Annotated in this window: 21 protein-coding genes; 10 read left to right on the top strand and 11 right to left on the bottom strand. The window is 71.9% G+C overall.

The features are described 5' to 3' along the window. Positions 1-50: 50 nt before the first annotated feature. From I8920_RS13230 to I8920_RS13220, 3 genes are read left to right on the top strand one after another with little or no spacing between them, the layout of a single operon-like run. Positions 51-626: an NUDIX domain-containing protein gene (locus I8920_RS13230; protein ID WP_071245128.1), complete on the top strand. Its 576-nt coding sequence runs from the start codon at positions 51-53 to the stop codon at positions 624-626. Continuing rightward, on the top strand, positions 623-1,219 hold the full coding sequence (locus I8920_RS13225; protein WP_198656770.1) for a DUF1349 domain-containing protein: 597 nt from the start codon (positions 623-625) through the stop codon (positions 1,217-1,219). The genes I8920_RS13230 and I8920_RS13225 overlap by 4 nt, the downstream gene beginning before the upstream one ends. 38 nt (positions 1,220-1,257) lie before the next feature. Beyond that, positions 1,258-2,268, top strand: a complete 1,011-nt coding sequence (locus I8920_RS13220; RefSeq protein WP_198658763.1) for a site-specific tyrosine recombinase XerD — start codon at positions 1,258-1,260, stop codon at positions 2,266-2,268. A 95-nt stretch (positions 2,269-2,363) separates the two neighbouring features. Here the strand turns inward: I8920_RS13220 and I8920_RS13215 are convergent, their stop codons facing one another. Together I8920_RS13215 and I8920_RS13210 are read right to left on the bottom strand one after the other, a co-directional pair. After that, positions 2,364-2,810, bottom strand: a complete 447-nt coding sequence (locus tag I8920_RS13215) for a DUF2510 domain-containing protein (protein ID WP_198656769.1) — start codon at positions 2,808-2,810, stop codon at positions 2,364-2,366. A gap of 128 nt (positions 2,811-2,938) precedes the next feature. Then, positions 2,939-3,970: an LLM class flavin-dependent oxidoreductase gene (locus tag I8920_RS13210; protein ID WP_442873561.1), complete on the bottom strand. Its 1,032-nt coding sequence runs from the start codon at positions 3,968-3,970 to the stop codon at positions 2,939-2,941. Positions 3,971-4,026: 56 nt separating this feature from the next. Between I8920_RS13210 and I8920_RS13205 the strand changes: the two genes are divergently transcribed. The 3 genes from I8920_RS13205 (at position 4,027) to I8920_RS13195 (ending at position 6,539) form a co-directional block, all read left to right on the top strand. Beyond that, entirely contained in the window at positions 4,027-4,359 is a 333-nt protein-coding gene (locus I8920_RS13205) for a TraR/DksA family transcriptional regulator (RefSeq protein ID WP_198656768.1), read from the top strand. 131 nt (positions 4,360-4,490) lie between these two features. Next, a complete protein-coding gene (locus I8920_RS13200; RefSeq protein WP_232832745.1) occupies positions 4,491-4,934 on the top strand; it encodes a TIGR02611 family protein in 444 nt (147 codons plus the stop codon). 45 nt (positions 4,935-4,979) lie between these two features. Continuing rightward, a complete protein-coding gene (locus I8920_RS13195) occupies positions 4,980-6,539 on the top strand; it encodes a DUF7059 domain-containing protein (RefSeq protein WP_198656767.1) in 1,560 nt (519 codons plus the stop codon). 3 nt (positions 6,540-6,542) lie between these two features. On the opposite strand, the gene I8920_RS13190 is transcribed toward I8920_RS13195, so the two are convergent. Continuing rightward, the gene (locus tag I8920_RS13190; RefSeq protein WP_198656766.1) at positions 6,543-7,406 is read right to left on the bottom strand and encodes an NAD-dependent epimerase/dehydratase family protein; all 864 of its coding nucleotides are present in this window, start codon (positions 7,404-7,406) and stop codon (positions 6,543-6,545) included. A gap of 120 nt (positions 7,407-7,526) precedes the next feature. Continuing rightward, a complete protein-coding gene (locus tag I8920_RS13185) occupies positions 7,527-8,129 on the bottom strand; it encodes a TetR/AcrR family transcriptional regulator (RefSeq protein WP_198656765.1) in 603 nt (200 codons plus the stop codon). A gap of 145 nt (positions 8,130-8,274) precedes the next feature. Between I8920_RS13185 and I8920_RS13180 the strand changes: the two genes are divergently transcribed. After that, complete coding sequence (locus tag I8920_RS13180) at positions 8,275-10,758, top strand: beta-glucosidase (protein ID WP_198656764.1); 2,484 nt, start codon at positions 8,275-8,277, stop codon at positions 10,756-10,758. Between the two features lie 436 nt (positions 10,759-11,194). Here I8920_RS13180 and I8920_RS13175 read toward each other — a convergent pair whose 3' ends face one another. Next, positions 11,195-12,208, bottom strand: coding sequence for an LLM class flavin-dependent oxidoreductase (locus tag I8920_RS13175; RefSeq protein WP_198656763.1), 1,014 nt, complete (start codon positions 12,206-12,208; stop codon positions 11,195-11,197). Positions 12,209-12,330: 122 nt separating this feature from the next. On the opposite strand from I8920_RS13175, the gene I8920_RS13170 reads away from it, so the two are divergent. Together I8920_RS13170 and I8920_RS13165 are read left to right on the top strand one after the other, a co-directional pair. Further along, on the top strand, positions 12,331-14,901 hold the full coding sequence (locus I8920_RS13170) for a DEAD/DEAH box helicase (RefSeq protein WP_198656762.1): 2,571 nt from the start codon (positions 12,331-12,333) through the stop codon (positions 14,899-14,901). 138 nt (positions 14,902-15,039) lie between these two features. Further along, entirely contained in the window at positions 15,040-15,291 is a 252-nt protein-coding gene (locus I8920_RS13165; protein ID WP_182064916.1) for a DUF6458 family protein, read from the top strand. Between the two features lie 28 nt (positions 15,292-15,319). Here I8920_RS13165 and I8920_RS13160 read toward each other — a convergent pair whose 3' ends face one another. From I8920_RS13160 to I8920_RS13150, 3 genes are all read right to left on the bottom strand, one after another. Continuing rightward, a complete protein-coding gene (locus tag I8920_RS13160; RefSeq protein ID WP_198656761.1) occupies positions 15,320-15,841 on the bottom strand; it encodes a ribonuclease H family protein in 522 nt (173 codons plus the stop codon). Positions 15,842-15,927: 86 nt separating this feature from the next. Further along, positions 15,928-16,749, bottom strand: a complete 822-nt coding sequence (locus I8920_RS13155) for a hypothetical protein (RefSeq protein WP_198656760.1) — start codon at positions 16,747-16,749, stop codon at positions 15,928-15,930. Further along, positions 16,749-17,573, bottom strand: coding sequence for a LysM peptidoglycan-binding domain-containing protein (locus I8920_RS13150; protein WP_198656759.1), 825 nt, complete (start codon positions 17,571-17,573; stop codon positions 16,749-16,751). Before I8920_RS13150 ends, I8920_RS13155 begins: the two co-directional genes overlap by 1 nt. Positions 17,574-17,691: 118 nt before the next feature. Here I8920_RS13150 and I8920_RS13145 point away from each other — a divergent pair, with 118 nt between their 5' ends. Then, on the top strand, positions 17,692-18,030 hold the full coding sequence (locus I8920_RS13145; protein WP_198656758.1) for a hypothetical protein: 339 nt from the start codon (positions 17,692-17,694) through the stop codon (positions 18,028-18,030). A 5-nt stretch (positions 18,031-18,035) separates the two neighbouring features. On the opposite strand, the gene I8920_RS13140 is transcribed toward I8920_RS13145, so the two are convergent. The 3 genes from I8920_RS13140 to I8920_RS13130 form a co-directional block, all read right to left on the bottom strand. Further along, on the bottom strand, positions 18,036-18,608 hold the full coding sequence (locus tag I8920_RS13140; RefSeq protein WP_198656757.1) for a hypothetical protein: 573 nt from the start codon (positions 18,606-18,608) through the stop codon (positions 18,036-18,038). 54 nt (positions 18,609-18,662) lie between these two features. After that, entirely contained in the window at positions 18,663-19,481 is an 819-nt protein-coding gene (locus tag I8920_RS13135) for an aldo/keto reductase (RefSeq protein WP_198656756.1), read from the bottom strand. A 233-nt stretch (positions 19,482-19,714) separates the two neighbouring features. Next, the gene (locus tag I8920_RS13130) at positions 19,715-20,920 is read right to left on the bottom strand and encodes an MFS transporter (RefSeq protein ID WP_198656755.1); all 1,206 of its coding nucleotides are present in this window, start codon (positions 20,918-20,920) and stop codon (positions 19,715-19,717) included. Positions 20,921-21,313 lie beyond the last annotated feature (393 nt).

Raw genomic sequence — 21,313 nt, 5'->3', positions numbered from 1 at the left:
GCCTCCCGTCCGTCGGTCGTCGCGTCAGGGGCGCGTGCTTGGATGGTGGCGTGACTGACGCACCGATCGCTGACGAGTCCGCCTCCTTCGAGGTCACCGAATCCACCGTCGTGTACGAGGGCGCCGTCTGGGACGTGCGCCGCGACACCGTCGCCTACAACGGCGACTCGATGGTCCGCGAGTACATCGACCACACCGGCGCCGTCGCCGTGTACGCCGAGGACGATGAGGGCCGGGTGCTGGTCATCCAGCAGTACCGTCACCCGGTGCGGCTGCGCGACTGGGAGCTGCCCGCCGGGCTGCTCGACATGGAGGGCGAGGACCACCTGACCGCCGCGAAGCGCGAGCTGGGCGAGGAAGCCGACCTCGAGGCCGACACGTGGGAGCCGCTGGTGCGGTACAACACCTCGTCCGGCGGGAGCGACGAGTTCATCCAGATCTACCGCGCCCGCGGGGTGCGGTCGACCGAGTCGGCGTTCGAGCGTGAGGCCGAGGAAGCCGACATCGTGACGCGGTGGGTGCCGCGTGCGGAGCTGCTCGAGGGGATCCTGGGCGGTCGGCTCAACAACTCGGCCCTCGTCGTCGCGACGCTCGCGGTGGAGGCCATCGAACAGCGCGGCAAGTGAGCGGGTCCGCGGTCGAGGGTCTGCGCGACCTGGTCGCAACGGGTACCTGGACGCACGAGCCGCAGGCCGCCGGGTTCGACGGCGATGTGTTCCGCGTCACCGCGGTCGAGGGCAGCGATGCCTGGACCACCTCGTACGGGTTCGTGCACGACTCCGAGCACGCGCTGTTGCGGCCGACGGACGGGTCGTTCTCGGTCGAGGCGTCGTTCGTCCTCGACTACGCCGAGCAGTTCGACCAGGCCGGGGTGTTCCTGCGCGTCGACGAGCGGACCTGGGTCAAGGCCGGCGTCGAGTACTCGGACGGAACGCCGCAGCTCGGTGCCGTGGTCACGCGCGACGTCTCGGACTGGTCGGTGGCACCCGTGCCGGAGTGGGCCGGACGGGTCGTCACGGTCCGCGCGAGCCGGGACGGCGACGCGGTGACCGTGCGAGCGTGGGCGGACGGCGAGGAGCCCCGGCTGGTCCGGGTCGCCTACCTCGATCCGGAGGCCGTCGTGTCGGCCGGGCTGCTGTGCGCCGGGCCGACGCGGGCGGGGCTCACCGTGTCGTTCACGGGGTTACGCGTGGGTGCGCAGGACGAGGCGTTGCACTGACGGGCGGGCGGCCTCCCGCCGGTTAGCCTGCTGACGTGATGACGCTCGACCGTGCCGTGGAGACCTACCTGCGGCACGTCGCGATCGAGCGCGGGCTGTCGCAGCACACGCTGTCGGCCTACCGGCGTGACCTCACGGTGTTCGCCGACTGGCTCGCCACCGCGCCGGTGACCGAGTCGGACGGTGCCGACCGAGCCGGCGGTGCCTCGGTGCTGCAGGACCTCGCCCGGCTGGCGCGTGCGGACGTCTCGGGCTTCGTCACGCACCTCGCGACCCGGGCTGAAGGTGCACTTGCCCCGCGGTCCATCGCGCGCATGCTCAGTTCGGTGCGGTCGTTCACAGCCTTCGCCGCGGGGGAGGGCTGGCTGCCGCTCGACCCCGGCACCGCGGTCCGGCCGCCGAAGGCTCCGATGCGGCTGCCGAAGGCGATCTCGGTCGAGGACATGGAACGGCTGCTCGGCGCGGTCTCCGCCGACGCCGACGACCCGGTGCAGTTGCGGGACCGGGCGTTGCTCGAGCTGCTCTACGCCACCGGCGCGCGGATCTCCGAGGCGGTCGGGCTGTCCGTCGACGACGTGACGACGCTGTCCGACGCCGCTGCTGACGCGTCCGGTCCGGGCCCCGGTGCGGACGGGCTGGCCGTCGTGAAGGTCACCGGCAAGGGGAACAAGCAGCGGATCGTGCCGCTCGGCAGCTTCGCCCGGGCTGCGATCGACGCCTACCTGGTGCGGGCGCGGCCGGTGTTCGCCGCTCGGGGGTCGTCGACGCCGGCGCTGTTCCTCGGTGCCCGTGGGGCCCGGTTGTCCCGCCAGAGCGCCTGGCTCGTGATCCAGGCCGCCGCTGCTGCCGCCGACCTGGAGGCGCACGTGTCACCGCACACCTTCCGGCACTCGTTCGCGACGCACCTGCTCGAGGGCGGCGCGGACGTGCGGGTCGTGCAGGAGCTGCTCGGGCACGCGAGCGTCGCGACGACGCAGATCTACACGATGGTGACGGCGGACATGCTGCGGGACGTGTACCAGACGGCGCACCCGCGGGCGCGGCGGTAGGGCGGGGGCGTCGCGTTCGCGCGGGGTCGTGCTCCGTGAGCAGGAATGGTCGGGTCGTGCCGGTGCACCCGACCATCGGTGCTCACGACGTGTGATCAGAAGAGGTGGAACTGCCCCGACGCGGCGATGATCGCCGTGGTGACCGCGATGACGACGGCGCTCGCCGCCGCGCTCCTGGCGACGACCGCCCAGGCACCGACCACGCCCGGCCGAGCGACACCGAGGACGCCCGCCGCCAGGGCCAGCAGACTCGTGACGCCCCACGGGTTGACCACGAGCGACACCGCGGCGAGCAGCACCGCGATGACCGTGAGCACGCAGAGGCGCCGATCACTCGTGTCTCCTGACGACCACGCGTCCGCCCGCAGCGGCGCTGTCTGCACCGAGAACGACGGTCCCGCCGGTGCGACGGCCATCGGCACGACGGCCTCGACGCGGGCCGCCGTGACCCGTGTCTCGTCTCCCCAGGTGCGCCCGTCCCACCAGCGCAGACGATCGGCGTTCTGCGGGTCCGGGAACCAGCCTGCGGCCGGCAGTGTCACGGGGACTCCTCGGGGTGCGGTGGACGGTGCTCGTCGAGGCTACGGTCGCGACGGCTGCCGTCCCAGTCCCAGGGCGGGTGTCAGCACAAAGGAGGACCCACCCTTCCGACTCCGACTCCGCCGCCGCGTCAGGCGGGCACCGGCGCGGCGTCGACCTCGGTGAAGACGTCCTTCACGGCGGCGAGCAGCCGGGCGTTGAAGTCCACGCCGAGCTGGTTCGGCACGGTGACGAGCACGGTGTCGGCTGCACGGACCGCGGCGTCGGCGGCGAGTTCCGCGACGAGCTGCTCGGGCTCACCGATGTACGACCGGCCGAACCGTGCCAGCCCGCCGTCCAGGTGCCCGACCTGGTCCTGGCCCTCGACCTGCGCGCGGACGCCGAAGTAGTGCCGCGACTCGTCGTCGACGATCGGGATGATGCTGCGCGACACGGAGACGCGCGGCTCACGGCCCCAGCCCATGGTCTCCCAGGTGCTGCGGAAGCGTTCGATCTGCTCGGCCTGCAGCTGGTCGAAGGGCACGCCGGTGTCCTCCGTCAGCAGGGTCGACGACATCAGGTTCATGCCCTGCTCAGCGGTCCACTCGGCCGTGGCACGCGTGCCGGCACCCCACCAGATGCGGTCGTCTAGGGAGTCGGAGAGCGGGAAGATCGGCAGCGACCCGACCGACCCCGTCATCTGCGGGTTGGCATTCGCCATCGGCTCGCCGGCGATCGCGCGACGGAACACGTCGGTGTGGGCCCGGGCCATGTCGCCGCCGTTCTCGTCGGAGGCGTCGGGCACGTAGCCGAACTGCTGGTACCCGGCGAGGGCGGTCTCGGGTGATCCCCGCGAGACGCCGAGCTGCAGTCGGCCGCCGGAGATGAGGTCGGTGGCGGCGGCCTCTTCGGCCATGTAGAGCGGGTTCTCGTAGCGCATGTCGATCACGCCGGTGCCGATCTCGATCCGGCTGGTCTTCGCGGCGATGGCGGAGAGCAGCGGGAACGGGGCAGCCTGCTGCGGGGCGAAGTGGTGCACGCGGAAGTAGGCGCCGTCGACGCCGGCTTCCTCGGCGGCGACCGCGAGGTCGATCGCTTGCACCAGGGCCTCCCGCCCGCTGCGCACCTTCGACCCCGGCACGTCACGCCAGTGTCCGAACGACAGGAACCCGATCTTCGTCATGTCGATGCGAACGCATCCGGCATCGGTCGCATTCCGCCGCGACTACCGTGGCCCGCATGGAGGACCCCCGCCCCGCGCTCGACAGCGAACGCGCCCGCAACGAACGCCTGCTGCTCCAGGTCGAGCGGAGCATGCGCGACGTCAGCGATGCGCGGCAGGACGCGAACTCCGACGACGAGCACGACCCCGAGGGCGCGACCCTGGCCTGGGAGCGCGGGTCACTCGGTGCCGTCCGTGACGACGCCCGCCGGCGGATCGAGCAGGTCGACGCCGCGCTGGCGCGACTCGACGCCGGCACCTACGGACGCTGCACGGTCGGCGGCGAGCCCGTCCCGGAGGCCCGTCTGGCCGCCGTCCCGTGGGCCGCGACGTGCGTCGCCCACGCGTGACGGGCCTCCAGGACGACGAAGCCTGAGCGACGGGAGGCGCGGCTCGGCCCCGCCCCGCGCCCGCAGGCATGCGCACCCCGCGTCCACCGCTCGCGCCGCTGTTTCCCAGCCACGCGCCCTACGTTTTCGACATGGACGCCGACCCGAAGGCCGGACCTGCCGAGCCGCAGGTCGACGGTCAGCAGCGCCAGCGCTTCCAGTGGTTCCACCGCATGCGCACCTGGATCCACGCGCGGCCGCACGTCCACCTGTTCTACAAGGTGCTCGTCGGGCTGGTGGGTGGCCTCGTCGTCGTGATCGGTCTCATCCTGGTACCGCTGCCCGGGCCCGGGTGGCTCGTGGTGTTCGTCGGCCTGACCGTGCTGGCGAGCGAGTTCCACTTCTTCCACAGGATCATCACGTGGCTCAAGGCGCAGCTGCACCGCTTCTGGGACTGGGCCAAGCGGCACGGGCCGAAGCGCCTGCGTGACGCTGCCGACCGGGGCAAGGCCGACGTCGACGCCGCCCACACCGGAGCGGCCCGGACCGTCGGGGTGCCTCGACGCGGGGCAGGCCCGGCGCGACCCGGCCACTGACACCACGCGCCGGTCGTGCCGCCCGGCACTGGTAGCGTCCCGTCCATGCCCGAGCACACCTTGCCCGCGATCGTCGCCGACCCCGCGGTGACGACGGCGCTCGCCGCGGACCTCGCTGCCGCCGGGTTCGCCGTCGACCGGCTCGACGCCCTGTGGGGCACCGAGGCCGCGGCGTCGCTGCACCGTGGCTCGCGCGTCGCCGCACTCCGCGCCCTCGCCGCTCGGGAGTCCTCTCCGCTCGGCACACTGGCGACGCTGTTCGTGCTGGGCCTGCCCGTCGCACGGGTCGAGGCGGCAGCGGCGTTCCCGTCCGCGGGTCTCGACGCCGTGGTGGCCGCGGGTCTGCTGCGGACCGACGGTGCCGGCGGGGACGACCGCGTCCACCCGACCGTCGACCTGCGCCCCTACGCCTTCGTCGACGACCTCGGCGCCGGCAGCTGGTGGATCGTGTCCGACCTCGGCGAACTCGCCCTCGGCCACGCGATCAGCGAGGAGCACGTCCTCGGCATCGGCGGTGCGACCACCACGCTGAGCGGCCTGCAGGTGCCCGTGCCCGTCCGGCGCGTGCTCGATCTCGGCACCGGGTGCGGCATCCAGGCCATGCACGCCCGCCGCTTCGCCGAGCAGGTGGTCGCCACGGACATCTCCCGCCGTGCCCTCGACATCGCCCGGTTCAACGCCCAGCTCAACGGCATCGACGGCATCGACTTCCGGTTCGGCTCGCTGTTCGAGCCCGTCACGGGGGAGCGGTTCGACCGGATCGTCTCGAACCCGCCGTTCGTCATCACGCCCCGCCGCGAGGGCGTCCCCTCGTACGAGTACCGCGACGGCGGCATGGTCGGCGACGCCTTGGTCGAGACCGTGCTGCGCGGCCTGTCCGAGCACCTGGAGCCCGGCGGGACGGCACAGCTCCTCGGCAACTGGGAGTACCACTGGGGCGTGGACGGGCTGGACCGCGTGCGCTCGTGGTTCGCGGACACCGACCTCGACGCGTGGGTGATCGAGCGCGAGCGGCAGGACCCGACGTCCTACGCCGAGACCTGGATCCGCGACGGCGGGACGAAGCCCGGCTCGGCCGAGTACGACGCCCTGATGGGCGCCTGGCTCGACGACTTCGCGGACCGCCGCGTCACCGGGGTCGGCTTCGGCTACGTCGTGGTGCGTCGCCCCCTGGGGGGAGGCCCGTCCGCCCTCCGGCGCTTCGAGCGCGTCCCCGAGACGCTCGGCTCCAACCCCGCGGGGCTCGGCGCGACGGTCGCTCGCGTCCTCGACGCCGCCGCCTGGCTGGCAGCGCACGACGACGCCGCGCTCGCCGCCGCCCACCTGTCGGTGGCCGGCGACGTCACCGAGGAGCGGTACTACTGGCCCGGCAACGACGACCCCACGGTGATGACCCTGGTGCAGGGCGGCGGGCTCGGACGCCGGGTGGACGCCGACACCGCGCTCGCGGCATTCGTCGGTGCGTGCGACGGCGACCTGTCCGTCGCGGCGATCATCGGCGCCCTGGCCCAGATCACCGGAGTGGACGAGCAGGCGCTCGCCGCCGACCTGCTGCCGGCGGCGCGCGACCTGGTGCTCGACGGGATGCTGCTGCCGACGAGCTGACGCTCAGGCGCGGTGGTCGCGCCAGCTGTGCTCGGGGGCGTACCCGAGGAGCTCACGGGCCTTCTCCGACGACAGCAGCGAGCTGACGCCGTCGATGTCCGCACGACGCTCGATGTCCGGCACGTAGCGCTCGACGAGCTCGATGGTCGGGGTGTCCATCACGGTGTCGGGGCTCGCGATGACGAACGCCTCGAAGCCGGTCAGGTCGGCCTCGAGCGACTTGCGGACCGCCTGGGCGCCGTCGCGGGAGTCGATGTACGACCACAGGTTGAAGGTCTTCGCCTCCGGAGTGGCGTCCCACGGGAACGCGGGGTAGTCGGTCTCGTCCATGACGTTCGAGAACCGCAGGCCGATCATCTTCAGCTCCGGGTCCCAGCGCGTGAAGTGCCGGGCCATCTCTTCTTCGACGGCCTTGCCGAGCGAGTACGACGACTGCGGGCGGACGGCGAACTCCTCGTCCACCGGCAGGTACGGCGGGTGGTGCTCGCCCATCGGGATGCCGAGCAGCGTCTCGCTCGACGCCCACACGACGTTCTTGATCTTCGCGGCGCGCGCCGCGTGGAAGACGTTGATCGACGAGGTCACGTTGTTCGTGATGAGCGCGACGTCGGGGACCTGCCCGGGAGCCGGCACCGCGGCCAGGTGCACGACCGCGTCGACGGAGTCGTACCGGTCGTCGATGCCGAGCAGGGCGTTGAGGACCTGGCCGTGGTCGGTCAGGTCGATCCGGACGAAGGGCACCCGCTCGGGCTTGTCGGGCGAGGGGACCCGGTCGAGCAGGACCACGTCGTACCCGTGGGCATCGAGGTCGCGCACCACCGCTCGTCCGAGCTTGCCGCTGCCACCGGTCACCACTACACGCGTCATCGCGTCACTCCACATCGTCGTCGGAACACACCCTGGCGGGCACCGACCATCCTGCCCCGGTCGGCCTGACCCGACCAGGCCCTGTCCGTACCCCGCGGCGGCAGCCCCCGGCGGTGGGGTTCAGGCGATGGGGGTCGGGGCTGCCTGGGCGATGGCGAGCCGGGCGACGAGCTCGACGTGCTCGGCCATGTCGCGCGACGTGTCGTACAGCCACTGGATCTGCATGCCGTCGGAGATCGCCAGGAGCACGCTCGCCAGCTGCTCCGGATCGACGTCGGGACGCAGACGACCGTCCTGCTGCATGACCCGGAAGTCCCGCGTGAAGTCCCCACGGCTGCGTTCGTAGCGCTCGCGGAAGTACTCGTGCGCGGGGTGCTCGGGGTCCGTCGCGGCGGCGGCCGACAGGTTCACGAACATCTGCACCAGGCCGGGGACCTCGGTGTTGTGCCGGACGATGGCGGCCAGGAACGCGCCGGGGTCGGCCGCCGAGATCCCCCAGTCGTGGGCGAGGTCGACCTCGTCGCGGCGGCGGAGGATCTCGACCCAGAGGTCGTCCTTGGAGTCGAAGTAGTGCAGCAGGCCGGCCTGGGTGAGCCCGACGGCGTCGGCGATGTCCTTGATGCTCGTGCGCCGGAAGCCCCGTGCGGCGACGAGGTCGAGGGCGACCGTGAGGATCTCCCCACGCTTCGCGATGCCCTTCGCGTACGAACCCCGTCGTGTCATGGCGAGAGAGTACCGCTCCCGATGTGCTGGGAGAAACCGACCCGGGTTAGGTTTTCAGTGTTACCGTGAGGACGTCGCCGACGAGGGCGCATGCGCACGGTGCGTCGGCGACCCGGCTTCGGCTCTGGACGAGAGGACCGACCACGTGACCACCGTGAACGACGCGAGCACTGCCTCCAGTGCGGCGACGACGCCGCTGACCGAGCGCATCGACGCGCTGCTGGACCAGCTGACCACCGACGAGAAGGTCCAGTTGCTGACCGGACGTGACTTCTGGACGACCTGGCCGATCGAGAAGATCGGGCTGCGTCGCATCCTGATGTCCGACGGCCCCTCCGGCGTCCGCGGCGAGGTGTGGGACGAGCGCGACCCGTCGCTGAACCTGCCGTCCGCCACCGCTCTGTCGGCATCGTGGGACCGTGCGATCGCGAAGCGCTACGGCGCCGCCGCCGCGGTGGAGGCCCGTCGGAAGGGCGTCGACGTCGTGCTCGGCCCGACCATCAACCTGCACCGCTCGCCGCTGGGCGGTCGGCACTTCGAGGCGTTCAGCGAGGACCCCGTGCTCACGGGCGACCTCGCTGCGTCGTACGTCGAGGGTGTGCAGGAGAACGGTGTCGCCGCGACGCCGAAGCACTACATCGCGAACGACTACGAGACCGACCGCTTCACCGCGTCGACCGAGGTGTCCGACCGGGCACTGCGTGAGCTGTACCTGCTCGCGTTCGAGAAGGCCGTGACCGAGGCGCACGCCTGGGCGATCATGTCGTCCTACAACGCGATCAACGGCGTGACGGCGTCCGAGCACGACCTGCTCGAGACCCCGCTCAGCTCGGAGTGGGGCTTCGACGGGATCGTCGTGTCGGACTGGACGGGCGTGCGCTCGGTGGACTCGGCGAAGGCGTCGCAGGACGTCGCGATGCCCGGACCGAACCCGTGGTGGAGTGAGGGCCCGCTGCTCGCCGCCGTGCAGGCCGGCGACGTGCCGATGGACGCGATCGACCGGAAGGTGCGCCGGATCCTGACGCTCGCCGCCCGGGTGGGTGCGCTCGAGGGCTTCGAGCCCGTCGCCGCGCAGCCCGTGCACGTCGAGGACGGCGTGGCCTTCGTCCGCGAGGCCGAGGCCGAGGGTGTCGTGCTCGTGCGCAACACCGGTGTCCTGCCGCTCGAGGCCCCCGGGGTCGCGCGCATCGCGGTCATCGGCCACAACGCCGACCAGGCGCGTTCGCAGGGCGGCGGTTCGGCCACCGTCGTGCCGTCGCACGTGGTGGCGCCGCTCGACGGCATCCGTTCGGCGTTCCCCGACGCGACCGTCGAGTACGCGATCGGCGCGGTCGTGCAGGAGGGCATCGCCGAGTTCCCGCTGTCGACGATCACGAACCCGGTGACGGGGGAGCCCGGCGCCCGGGTGGCGTTCGTCAAGGGCGGCGAGGAGCTGTACGTCGAGGACCGTCGTGCCACCGCGCTGTTCTGGTTCGGCGGCGACGCCCCGACCCGCGAGGCCGACCGGCTCGACATCACGACGACCTACACGGCGGAGTCGACCGGCACCGTCCGGATCGGCATCGGTGCCGCCGGCCGCTCGCGCATGTGGATCGACGACGAGCTCGTCCTCGACGAGGACGTGCCGTACGAGGGCGACCAGCTCGGCGCCGCGTTCCTCAACCCGCCGGCGCGCTCGGTGCCGGTGTCCGTGGAGGCCGGTCAGCAGGTCGCCGTCCGGATCGAGTACGACGTCGTCCAGGACGAGGCACTCGGCGGCGTGCTGGCCTACCAGTTCGGCACGGAGCCGAGCGACGAGGACCCGGCGGTCCTCATCGAGGAGGCCGTCCGCACCGCCACCGGCGCGGACGTCGCCGTGGTGGTCGTCGGCACGAACAGCAAGGTGGAGTCCGAGGGCTACGACCGGTCCTCGCTCGCGCTGCCCGGCCACCAGGACGACCTGGTCCGCGCCGTCGCCGCCGCCAACCCGAACACGGTCGTGGTCGTCAACGCCGGATCGCCGGTGGAGATGCCGTGGCGGAACGACGTCGCCGCGGTGCTCCTCACGTGGTTCGGCGGCCAGGAGTACGGCAACGCCGTCGCCGACGTGCTCACCGGAGCGCGCGAGCCGGGTGGGCGCCTGCCGACCACGTGGCCGGTCGCGATGGCCGACGTCCCCGTGCTCGACGTCACCCCCGCGGACGGCAAGGTGTCGTACGACGAGGGTGTGCACATCGGGTACCGGGCGTGGCTCCGCGCCGGGACCGAGCCGGCGTACCCGTTCGGGCACGGCCTCGGCTACACGACCTGGTCGATCGAGGGCGTCACCGCGACGCCGACGGTGCGCGAGGGTGATGCCGTCATCGTCACCGCGACCGTCGCGAACACCGGGGACCGGGCCGGCAAGCACGTCGTGCAGGTCTACGCCTCGCGCGCGGAGTCGGCCGTGGACCGTCCGGTCCGCTGGCTCGTCGGGTTCGCCCCGGTGCGCCTGGCCGCGGGGGAGTCGACCGAGGTGTCGATCGAGGTCCCGGCCCGGGCGTTCGCGCACTGGGACGGCTCGTGGCGGTACGAGCCCGGCACCTTCACGCTGCACGTCGGCGCGTCGGTCGCCGACGAGGCCGGCACGACGACCCTCGAACTGGAGTGACGGGTTCGTCCGGTTTCCGCGCAACGCTCGGTTTCATTCAGTAACATCGTCCTGCGCCAGTCGGCTGGTTACCGACGGCGCCCGCACCGACCATGGGGTCGCCGGGTGAGCGACTCGGTCTCCTGATCCGGCCGTTGTTGCCCCGGCTACCCCGGTGCGTCCAGAATGCGTCCCCGCGTCCGCGCGGGGGCGCATTCGTCGTTCCGCCCCCGATCGCCGGAGCATCGGGAGTGACTTTCTCCACGGTGGACGGAACGCGTGACCTTTGATCATGTTGTTCGTCCCGAACGCGCGGCTGCCTGTGACAAAACGTCGTCGAGGTGGAACGATGGGCGGACCATCTCGTGCGGATCAGGGACGAGATGGTCACCCGGCAGGACTCGTGAGCCTCACCAGCTCGGCACGGTCCTGCCGGGTGCCCCGTGTCCGCGGAGGGTCAGGCCTGCAGCGCCGGCGCGACCGCTTCGGCGACGATGCGCAGGATCCGCTCGTGTGCCGCCCGGTCGCCGTTCGCCGGCAGGGTGATGACGAGTTCATCGGTCGCGGTCACCGCCGGGTCGGCGAGCAGGGCGTCGACGATCGCCGCCGGCTCGCCGGACACCACCTTGCTGAACCGGAACGGCGGCGTGCCGGACAGCGGGCGCCCCTCGTCGTCCATGCCGGACGCGTACCCGGTCAGGAACTCCTCGTGCACCGCACGGTCGTGGTCGTCGAGCAGCGGGACGACGATCCGGCCGACGGCGACCTTGGACTCGCGCTGCGGGTGGAGCTCGGCGAAGCGCTCCCGGTACGCGGCGATCTGGTCGGCCTGTGCCTGGGCGAACGGGGCTCCGGTGTCCTCGGTGTTCAGGGTCGAGCAGTGCAGCAGCAGGCCCTTCTCGGCCGTGCGGACCGCCGTGCCCATGCTGCCGCCGCCCCACCAGACGCGGTCGCGCAGGCCCGGGCTGAGCGGCTGCAGGGTCAGGTCGGCACCGGCGGGGATGCTCTCGTAGCCCGAGCCGGCACTGCCGAGGGGGTCGCCCTGCAGGACCTCGAGCAGACGGGCGGCGCGGGCCTCGGCCTCGTCGCGGAAGCTGCGGTCGACGGTGCCGAACACCGGGTCGAGGATGGGGCCGTACCCGGCGATGCCCGTGCTGACGCCGAGCTGCACCCGACCGCCGCTGAGCAGGTCGGCCGTGCTGGCGTCCTCGGCCAGGCGCACCGGGTCCTCGTACCGCATGCCGAGCACCGCGGTGCCGAACCCGATCGTGCTCGTGCGCTGGGCGGCGGCCGCGAAGAACGTCATCGGGCTCGTCAGGTACGGCTCGAAGTGCCGTCCGCGCACCCACCCCGTGCCGTAGCCGAGCGACTCGGCGGTCTCGAACAGGCGCAGCCCGTCCTCCAGGGCGCCGGCGGCGCCGGCGGTGCCACCGTGGTTCGGGACGAAGGAGAGGAAGCCGAGTTCGCGCATGACGCGAGTCTATGCGCACGTATCGAAACGCGCTCGGGTCCGTGACGTGGCGGACGGGAGGCCCGTGGCGACGCCGCCCCGGGCCTCCCCTCCGACACGTGCGCACCTGGGAGGATGGGCACATGACCGACGCCACCACCGTGCCCCCGCTCGTCGCCGCGATCCCGGCGGCGGTGGACGGCGTCGTCGACCCCGACGAGGTCTACGAGTCCTTCGCGGCCTGGGCCGCCGAGGGCGGCCGGCCGCTGTACCCGGCGCAGGACGAAGCGGTCATCGAACTCGTGTCCGGCGCCAACGTCGTGCTGAGCACCCCGACCGGCACCGGGAAGTCGCTCGTGGCGGCCGGCGCGCACTTCGCCGCACTCGCCGAGGGTAAGCGGAGCTACTACACGGCGCCGATCAAGGCGCTGGTGTCCGAGAAGTTCTTCCAGCTCGTCGACCTGTTCGGCGCGCAGAACGTCGGCATGGTCACCGGTGACTCGAGCGTGAACGCCGACGCCCCGATCGTCTGCTGCACCGCCGAGATCCTGGCCAACCTGGCCCTCCGCCAGGGGCCGGACGCCGACGTCGACGTCGTGGTGATGGACGAGTTCCACTTCTACGGAGACCCCGACCGCGGATGGGCGTGGCAGGTGCCGCTGCTCGTGCTCGAACGCGCGCAGTTCCTGCTGATGTCCGCGACCCTGGGCGACGTCACCACCATCGCCGACGACCTGTCCCGCCGGACCGGGCGACCGACCGCCCGCGTCACCGGGGTCTCGCGACCGGTGCCGCTCGAGTACGACTACGTGATGACGCCCGTGCAGGAGGCCGTCGAACGGCTGCTCGAGGAGGGCAAGGCGCCGATCTACATCGTGCACTTCGCCCAGGCCGCGGCCCTGGAGCGTGCGCAGTCTCTGATGTCGGCTCGCGTCGCTGATCGCGCGCGTCGGGACCAGATCGCGGAAGCGATCGCGGGCTTCCGCTTCAGCGCCGGGTTCGGGCAGACGCTGTCACGACTCATCCGCGCCGGCATCGGCGTACACCACGCCGGCATGCTGCCGAAGTACCGACGGCTCGTCGAGCAGCTCGCCCAGCGCGGTCTGCTGCCCGTGATCTGCGGCACCGACACCCTGGGCGTCGGCATCAACGTGCCGATCCGGTCGGTGCTGTTCACCGGGCTGACGAAGTTCGACGGCACGAAGATGCGGCAGCTGTCCGCCCGTGAGTTCCACCAGATCGCCGGTCGTGCCGGACGCGCCGGGTACGACACCGAGGGTGACGTCGTCGCCGAGGCACCCGAGCACGACATCGAGAACGCGCGGGCCGTCGCCAAGGCCGGGGACGACCCGAAGAAGAAGAACAAGATCAAGCGGAAGAAGGCACCGGAGGGCTTCGTGTCCTGGGGTCAGGCGTCGTTCGAGCGCCTGATCGCCGCCGAGCCCGAGCCGATGGTGTCGCGCATGCGCATCACGCACGCGATGGTGCTGTCGGTGGTGGCCCGCGGTGGTGACGCGTTCGAGGACGTCCGGGCACTGGTGTTCGACAACCACGAGCCCCGGTCTCGTCAGCTCGCCATGGCCCGGCGCGCGCTCGTCATCGCCCGGACGCTCATCAACGCGCGGGTGATCGAGAAGGTCGACGGCGCCTACCGCCTGACGGTCGACGTCGCGCCGAACTTCGCGCTCAACCAGCCGCTGTCACCCTTCGCGCTCGCCGCGTTCGAGCTGCTCGACCCGTCGTCTCCCACCTACGCGCTGGACATGGTGTCCGTCGTCGAGGCCACGCTCGACGACCCGCGGGCGATCCTGTCGCAGCAGCAGTTCAAGGAGCGCGGCGAGGCGGTCGCCCGCATGAAGCAGGAGGGCATCGAGTACGAGGAGCGGATGGAGCTGCTCGAGGAGGTCACCTGGCCGCGCCCGCTGTCCGAGCTGCTGGAGGCGGCGTACGAGGCCTACGCGGCGGAACAGCCGTGGGTCCTCGACTTCACGCTCTCGCCCAAGGCCGTCGTGCGCGACATGTACGAACGGGCGATGACCTTCGGCGACTTCGTGCGCTTCTACCAGCTCACCCGGTCCGAGGGGCTCGTCCTGCGGTACCTGTCGGACGCCTACCGCACCATGCGGCAGACCATCACCGAGGAGCAGCGGACCCAGGAGCTCGACGACCTGATCGAGTGGCTCGGCGAGGTCGTGCGGCAGACGGACTCGTCGCTCGTCGACGAGTGGGAGGCGCTGCTCAACGGTGACGTGCTGCTGGCGTCCGAGGAGCACGAGGAGATCGCCCCGCCGCAGCCCGCCCGGCTCACCGGCAACCCGCGGGCCTTCCGGGTGCTCGTGCGCAACGCCCTGTTCCAGCGGGTGCTGCTCGCCGCCGCCGACGACATCGACGGACTCGGGGAGCTCGACGCGACCGCCGGGTTCGACCGGTCCGCGTGGGACGCCGTGCTCGAGGAGTACTACGAGGAGCACGACACCATCGGCACCGATGCCGACGCGCGCTCGATGCAGTACCTGGTGGTGGACGAGGCCGGTGCCACCGCCTCACCCCGGGTGTGGAAGGTCCGGCAGATCTTCGCCGACCCGGAGGGCGACAAGGACTTCGGGTTCTCGGCGACGATCGACCTCGACGCGTCGGACGAGGTCGGGGAAGCCGTCGTGCGGGTCACCGAGATCGGGCGGTTCGACGGCTGGGCAGAGGTGGACGTGGACTGAGGGGCGTCGGGCGTCGGGCGTCGGGCGTCGTCGGTGGTCGGGCGTCGGGCCTCGGCTCTGGGCCCGGGGACGCTGCGGCGCGGGTGTCGGCGGACGTGTACCGTCTCCGGCACCACCCCCACCCGAGAGGACTGCGTCATGCGCATCGGATCCAGCATCGCCCTGATCGTCATCGGCGCGATCGTCGCCTTCGCGCTGAACATCCAGCTCGCCGGCATCGACCTCCGCCTGATCGGCTACATCCTGATGGCCGCCGGTGTCGTGCTGCTCATCATCAGCCTGGCCGTCGCGTTCGGCGGTCGACGCACCACGACGACCACCCGCACCGGCGTCGACCCGGCATCGGGGGAGCAGATCACCCAGCAGGACCGCCGCGACGGCACCTACTGAGCCGCGACGGGGCTCCTCGCCCCGTTCGTCAGAAGAGCGTCGCGGGCGGGGTCGCCTCGGGCAGGGCCTGCGGCTCGGGGACCTCGACGCCGGGCCAGCCCGGACCGTGCGGAACCTCGGTACCGTTCTGGAATGCGGTCGCAGCACCGCGGGCGCGGACGTCCGCGGCCTCGTTCATCTCGTGGCCGACGTGGCCGCGCACCCACTCGAACGTGACCTTGCGGCCCTGGAGCTCGGCGTCGAGCTCCTTGATGATCTCGACGTTGAGCACCGGCTTGCCGTCGGCCTTGCGCCAGTTCTTGCGCTTCCAGCCGGCCAACCACTCGGTGCAGGCCTTGATGGCGTACTGGCTGTCGCACAGGATGTGCAGCGGTTCACCGGAGTCCTTCGTGGCACGGAGCAGCTGCAGCACGGCCGTGAGCTCGCCGATGTTGTTCGTCGCGCGGGGCCAACCGCCAGCGGCCCAGCGGTCGTCGTCGACGTACCAGGCCCAGCCGGCGGGGCCGGGGTTGCCGAGGGCTGAGCCGTCTGCTGCGGCGACGATCGTCACGGTGGGACCTCCTGGTGGTGCCGGGTGCGCGGTGGTGCTGGTCCACCGTAACGGACCGCACCGACGGCTCCAGCGTCCGCTGCGGTTCAGCGCTCGTCGGGGTCCAGGTTGAGGTCGGTGTCCGTGATGAGTTGCGCGCCCGCGTCCGTCGGCAGCGTCGGGTTGAGCCATCGGAGCTGCGCCACCGTCAGACCGAGGCGATCGGCCACCGTCGCCTGCGCATCGTCGGTCGCGACCTGGTACGAGACCGGGACGCCGTCGCGGTCGTGCACCCAGCCGTGGGCCCCCGGTCGAGCCTCGCCCACGACGACACGCAGCGCAGGGTAGGGGTCCGGGATCGTCCAGCGAAGCGGTGCGACCGCGAGGACCGGGACGTCGCCGGTGAGACCGGCGTCCCCGTCGTCCGACGACGGCACGAGCGCGACGCTGTGCAAATAATCGGGGGTGGGGCCCGCCTCGGACAGCCCGACCGAGGCCGGTGCGCTGGTCGCGGGGTCCCACCGGGCGACCCCGGCGACGTAGCCGCTGCTGTCGCCGCCGCCGTCAGCGTCGCTGCGGCGGAACTCGAGGCGGAGCCACTCGTCGGTCGTGGTCCGGTAGCCGGACAGTTCGGCGTCGAACGTGCCCTGACGGTTCGCGACGACCCGGACGTGCATGCGGGTGCCGCCGTCCGCCGACACGACGTCGGTCTCCGCGGCGACCGCGCCGACGGGCAGGACCTGCGGCGTCTGCGCCTGTTCGCCGGTGGGCGCCGGGCTCGTGCCCGAGGTCCGTCCGGCGCCGTCGACCGACGTCTGCCGGGTCGGGGCCGGGACGGCCTCGTCGCCCGACACCGAGCACCCCGCCAGCAGCAGCCCCACCAACGCCGACCCGATCGCCGCCGATGCCAGGGTCCGTCTCGCCGGCATCAGCGGCGCGCCGGATCGATATTGAGGAGGCTGCCCTCGAGCAGCCAGTCGTCGTCGCGGGGGTCCGCGTACGGGTTGAGCCAGAGGACCTGCTCCTGCGTGATGCCGAAGCGCTCGGCGACGGTGGACAGCTCGTCGCCGTGCGCCACCCGGTAGTCGGCCGGCCGACCCTCGACGTCGGCGACCGTGCCGTACGCGCCCGGCCGGTCCTTGCCGACGGTCACCCGCAGGTCGGGGTACGGGTCCGGCAGGTTCCACTCGAGGTCCGCGGCGGCCAGGACGGAGCCGACCCACGGGCGTTCCGCCGGGTCCTCGTCGGGCACGGAGGTCGGGACCAGCACCACGCTGCGCAGGTAGTCCGGGCGCCCACCGGACTCGGTCATGGTGAAGGACCGCGGCGGGCCACTCGCGGCGGTCCACTCCCGCACGTCGCGCGCGACTGCATCGGCGCCGTCGAGTGGGCTCGCGTGCCGGTGTCGGAACTCCACGCTCATCTGCTGCGGGTTGGTCGTGCGGTAGTCGGACAGCTGCGCGTCGAAGGTCCCGCGGTCGTTCGCCACGATCCGCACGTGCAGGGACGTGTCACCGCTCGGCGAGACGACGTCGGTCTCGGCGGCGACCGTGCCGGCGGGCACGGCCTGCTCGACCGCGACGGGGCGGGTCGTGGCGGTCGGAGCGGGGGCGGGCTCAGCCGTGCGCTGGCTCGACTGTCGCGTCGGCGCCGGGATCGTGTCGTCCCCGCCGAACGCCGTGCAGCCGCTCAGCAGCAGTCCCACCAGTGCCGAGCCGATCACCGCAGTCGTCGCGGTGCGTGTGTGTGCCATCGTTCCCCCTCGCCGCGATCGTAGCGGGGGTGCCGATCGCCGCCGAGCGTCGTGACGCAACCGTGTCCGACTCGTTCCCCGGGACGCAGGACTACCGTCCGGTGCAGGAGGACACACCATGAGCGACAACATCCCCGACGTCCGCGGCCCCGAGCCGTCTGACGACCGCGCGCGCACCGACGCACTCCGCGACGCCGCACACAGCGACGACGTCGACGGGGTGAGCGAGCGCGAGCAACGTGCCGCCGACACCGCGTACAGCCCGTCGAGCGAGCGCGAGACGGACGCGTCCCAGACGCAGCAGCGTGACGACGCCGACCTGCGCGAGGACGGCATCGACCCGTCGAAGGTCATCGCGGCCCCCGGGACCGGTGGCGCGGACGACGCGGGTGACGTCGAGCCCGCGCCCGGCGACCTGCACCTGCCGTGGCAGTCCGAGGAGGACCGGCGGGGCTGACCCGCCTAGTGCGCCGCGCGGTCGAGGGCTCGTACGAGTTCCTCGCCGTCGCGGACGTCCCAGAACGCGAACACCTGCTGGCCGAACAATCCGTCGAGCCCGGTGTTCGCGTAGATGCGGCCAGTCGCACCGCCCCCGAGGAACCCCGTCGCACCGCGTGCTTCTCCGGAGTTCCACTCCACCGAACAGTGGCGCCGGCCCCCGGTCCACGTGATCGTGCGATCGGTGCGTTCGACGGGGACATCGCGGGAGCCGCGGCGCGTGATGATCACGGCCCGGCGGGACGTCACGGCGTAGACCGTCGTGCGCTTGCGGTGCACCTTGACGAAGAAGCGGCCGAACACGAGGTGCAGGCCGACGAGCGACAGGGCCAGCGGGATGATCACGACCGGGACCGGGGCGCCACTCAGCGGTATCTGGACCAGCGAGGTCAGGACGAATCCGGTCCAGAGCAGTGAGAACGGCACGAGGAACCCGTCGCGGCCCGTGAAGAGCTTCGCGGGATCACCGGTGCCCGCCCAGTACAGCTGCTCGTCGGGTCGGAGGTGCTCACGGGCGGTCTGCTGAGGATCGATCACCCCTCGACAGTACGGGCCGGTCGCCGGAGCGGCTGGACGGTGCGTACCCCGCCGCTACGACACCGAGTCGGGGTGCGAGCCCGTCCGCTGCCCGGACTCGAGCGTCGCGATCGCCGCCAGGTCGTCGTCGGAGAGCGTGAACCCCTGCACGTCGAGGTTGGACCGGATCCGCGACGGCGTCACCGACTTCGGCAGCACCACGACGCCCTGTTGCACGTTCCAGCGCACGAGCACCTGCGCCACGCTCACCCCGTGCGCGTCCGCGATGCCGGTCAGCACAGGGTCGTCGACCAGGCGTCCGCGTCCGAGTGGTGACCAGGCCCCGGTCGCGATGCCGTGCTCGCGGTGGAAGGCGATGAGCTCGTGCTGGGGCAGCCAGGGGTGCCGTTCGACCTGGTTGAGCGCCGGGACCTCGCCGGTCTCGTCGATGAGCCGCTGCAGGTGCGGCACCTGGAAGTTCGAGACGCCGATGCTCCGTGCCCTCCCCGACTCGCGCAGTTCGACCAGGGTCTGCCAGGTCTCGACGTAGCGGTCGTTCGCCGCCGCCGGCCAGTGGATCAGGTAGAGGTCGACGGCGTCGAGCCCCAACCGCTGCAGGCTGCCGTCGAACGCGCGCAGGGTCGCGTCGCGCCCCTGGTGGTCGTTCCACACCTTCGTCGTCACGAAGACGTCGTCACGGTCCAGCGCGGAGGCCCGGATCGCGTTGCCGACGCCGGTCTCGTTGCCGTACATCTCGGCGGTGTCGACGTGTCGGTAGCCGGCGTCGAGCGCGAGACCGACGGCCGTCTCGGCTCCGGCGTCGTCGACCTTGTAGACGCCGAAGCCGATCGCGGGGATCGACCGCCCGTCGCGGAGGGAGACTGGAGTGACCATGCACCCATCCTGCCGGTACCCGGCGGGGGTGCGCCGAGCCTCCAGGCCGTCCGTGGAGGACGTGAGCCGCATGGCGGGCTGTGGAGGGACGGGCCGTGGAGGGACGGGCTGTGCGGTCGGCGCGACGAAGTCGGTGTCGTACGACGTCGACATCGTCGCGCCACGCGTCGGACCGCGCGCGACCCGGCGGAACGCCGACACGTCGCGCGGCACCGCGGACCGGAGGGCGTGCCTCAGGTGGGGAGGGTGACCGGCTCGGTGTCGGGCAGGGGGCTCGCGTCACGACCGCGCAGGTCGGGCAGCCAGCTCCGCATCGCCAGGGGGAGCACCACACCGAGGCCGGCCATGACCGCGCCGACGGTGAAGCCGCCGACCGGGCCGTTGCTGTCGATCAGGAAGCCCGCCACCGCGGAACCGCCGGCCGCGCCGATCAGCTGTCCGGTGCCCATCCAGCCGTAGGCCTCGGCGGTGTCGGAGAACTTGACCGTCGCCGACACCGACCCGAACATCACCGCGAGGGCCGGCGCGATGCCCACACCCGCGATGACGAGGGCCAGGCAGAGCCACCAGAAGTCCGTGCCGCCGAGGGCCAGCGTGAGGCCGACGAAGACGACGGCCATGCGCGTCCAGAGCGTGTTGCGCGAGATCGGCCGGTGGCCGAACGCCAGTCCGCCGACGAGCGAGCCGACCGCGAACACGGCCAGCACGATGCCGGCGTTCGGGCTGCCCTCGCCGAAGACGCTCGTCACGCTCGCCTCGACCGCGGAGCAGGCGCCGATGAGCAGCAGGCCGGTCAGGGTGGCGACGACGACCGAGGGGCGCTTGAGCACGACACCGAACGCCCGCTTCGACCGGGGGATGCGGACGCGGCCGAGTTCCGGCGAGGCGATGAACCAGACGCCGCCGATCACCAGGAAGACCATGGCGACGACGATCGCCTCGACCGTGCCGATCTGCGTCGCGACGAACGTGGTGATGACCGGGCCGGCGACCCAGATGAGCTCCTGCGCGCTGGCGTCGAGCGAGAACAGGGGTGTGAGCTGCGACGACGTCACCATCTTGGGGTAGATGGTGCGCACCGCTGGCTGCACGGGTGGCACCGCCAGGCCGCCCAGGAACCCGACCACCACGTACGCCCACAGGGGCATGGTGGAGAAGGCGATGACGGCCATGCTGAGCAGCGCGACGATGCTCGTCAGCACCAGGACCGGGCGCATGCCCCAGCTGCCCATCCACCGGCTGGTGAGCGGACCCGCGATCGCCTGGCCGATGCTCGTCGTCGCGAGCACGAGACCGGCGGCGCCGTACGAGTCGAAGACGTGCTCGACGTGCAGCAGGTAGGCCAGCGACAGCATCCCGAACGGGAACCGCGCGGTGAGCTGTGCAGCGATGACTCGACCCACGCCGGGGGTCTTCAGGAGGGGGCCGTACGTACTCACGAGACGAGTGTACGGACCGGACGGATCGGGCTGTCACCCGTCCGGGGGTGCTGTGGGCAGGGAGGCATCCGGAGCGTCCTGTGGAGGGCCTCCGCGACACGCCGACTCGCCGATTCCACACATGTGGATCGAACCTGTCCACCGGTGTGGGGAAGTGTCGGTGGTGTGCCGGAGACTGGCGGAATCACGGGCCTCGCCGAGCTGTTCACACTGTGGAAGGGCTTGTGGAGAACTACACGCCTGTAACACTTCCTCTAGTGGTCGCTGACGCGGCCAGCCACTAGATGTAGTGTGGAGGCATCGCAGCGGCCCCTCCCGGAACCGGCTGCACAGCACCCGCAACGCCTGGCACCAGCACCACTCCACAGCCAGCACCAACCAGCAAGAAACCAG

The sequence above is a fragment of the Curtobacterium sp. YC1 genome (assembly GCF_016267665.1).
Lineage (GTDB): Bacteria > Actinomycetota > Actinomycetes > Actinomycetales > Microbacteriaceae > Curtobacterium.
The sequence above is the reverse complement of the archived record's forward strand: the minus strand, read 5'-3'. Positions and strand labels throughout refer to the sequence as shown.

What these genes read in the sequence shown, in the direction of transcription:
- I8920_RS13175 (WP_198656763.1), bottom strand. Translation starts at nt 12,208, where the DNA reads ATGCGCGAACTCGGCTTCCTCTCCTTCGTCCCGAACCACGGTGGCACC.
- I8920_RS13200 (WP_232832745.1), top strand. Translation starts at nt 4,491, where the DNA reads ATGGACGCCGACCCGAAGGCCGGACCTGCCGAGCCGCAGGTCGACGGT.
- I8920_RS13155 (WP_198656760.1), bottom strand. Translation starts at nt 16,749, where the DNA reads ATGCCGGCGAGACGGACCCTGGCATCGGCGGCGATCGGGTCGGCGTTG.
- I8920_RS13190 (WP_198656766.1), bottom strand. Translation starts at nt 7,406, where the DNA reads ATGACGCGTGTAGTGGTGACCGGTGGCAGCGGCAAGCTCGGACGAGCG.
- I8920_RS13150 (WP_198656759.1), bottom strand. Translation starts at nt 17,573, where the DNA reads ATGGCACACACACGCACCGCGACGACTGCGGTGATCGGCTCGGCACTG.
- I8920_RS13210 (WP_442873561.1), bottom strand. Translation starts at nt 3,970, where the DNA reads ATGACGAAGATCGGGTTCCTGTCGTTCGGACACTGGCGTGACGTGCCG.
- I8920_RS13220 (WP_198658763.1), top strand. Translation starts at nt 1,258, where the DNA reads ATGACGCTCGACCGTGCCGTGGAGACCTACCTGCGGCACGTCGCGATC.
- I8920_RS13145 (WP_198656758.1), top strand. Translation starts at nt 17,692, where the DNA reads ATGAGCGACAACATCCCCGACGTCCGCGGCCCCGAGCCGTCTGACGAC.
- I8920_RS13170 (WP_198656762.1), top strand. Translation starts at nt 12,331, where the DNA reads ATGACCGACGCCACCACCGTGCCCCCGCTCGTCGCCGCGATCCCGGCG.
- I8920_RS13165 (WP_182064916.1), top strand. Translation starts at nt 15,040, where the DNA reads ATGCGCATCGGATCCAGCATCGCCCTGATCGTCATCGGCGCGATCGTC.
- I8920_RS13185 (WP_198656765.1), bottom strand. Translation starts at nt 8,129, where the DNA reads ATGACACGACGGGGTTCGTACGCGAAGGGCATCGCGAAGCGTGGGGAG.
- I8920_RS13205 (WP_198656768.1), top strand. Translation starts at nt 4,027, where the DNA reads ATGGAGGACCCCCGCCCCGCGCTCGACAGCGAACGCGCCCGCAACGAA.
- I8920_RS13135 (WP_198656756.1), bottom strand. Translation starts at nt 19,481, where the DNA reads ATGGTCACTCCAGTCTCCCTCCGCGACGGGCGGTCGATCCCCGCGATC.
- I8920_RS13195 (WP_198656767.1), top strand. Translation starts at nt 4,980, where the DNA reads ATGCCCGAGCACACCTTGCCCGCGATCGTCGCCGACCCCGCGGTGACG.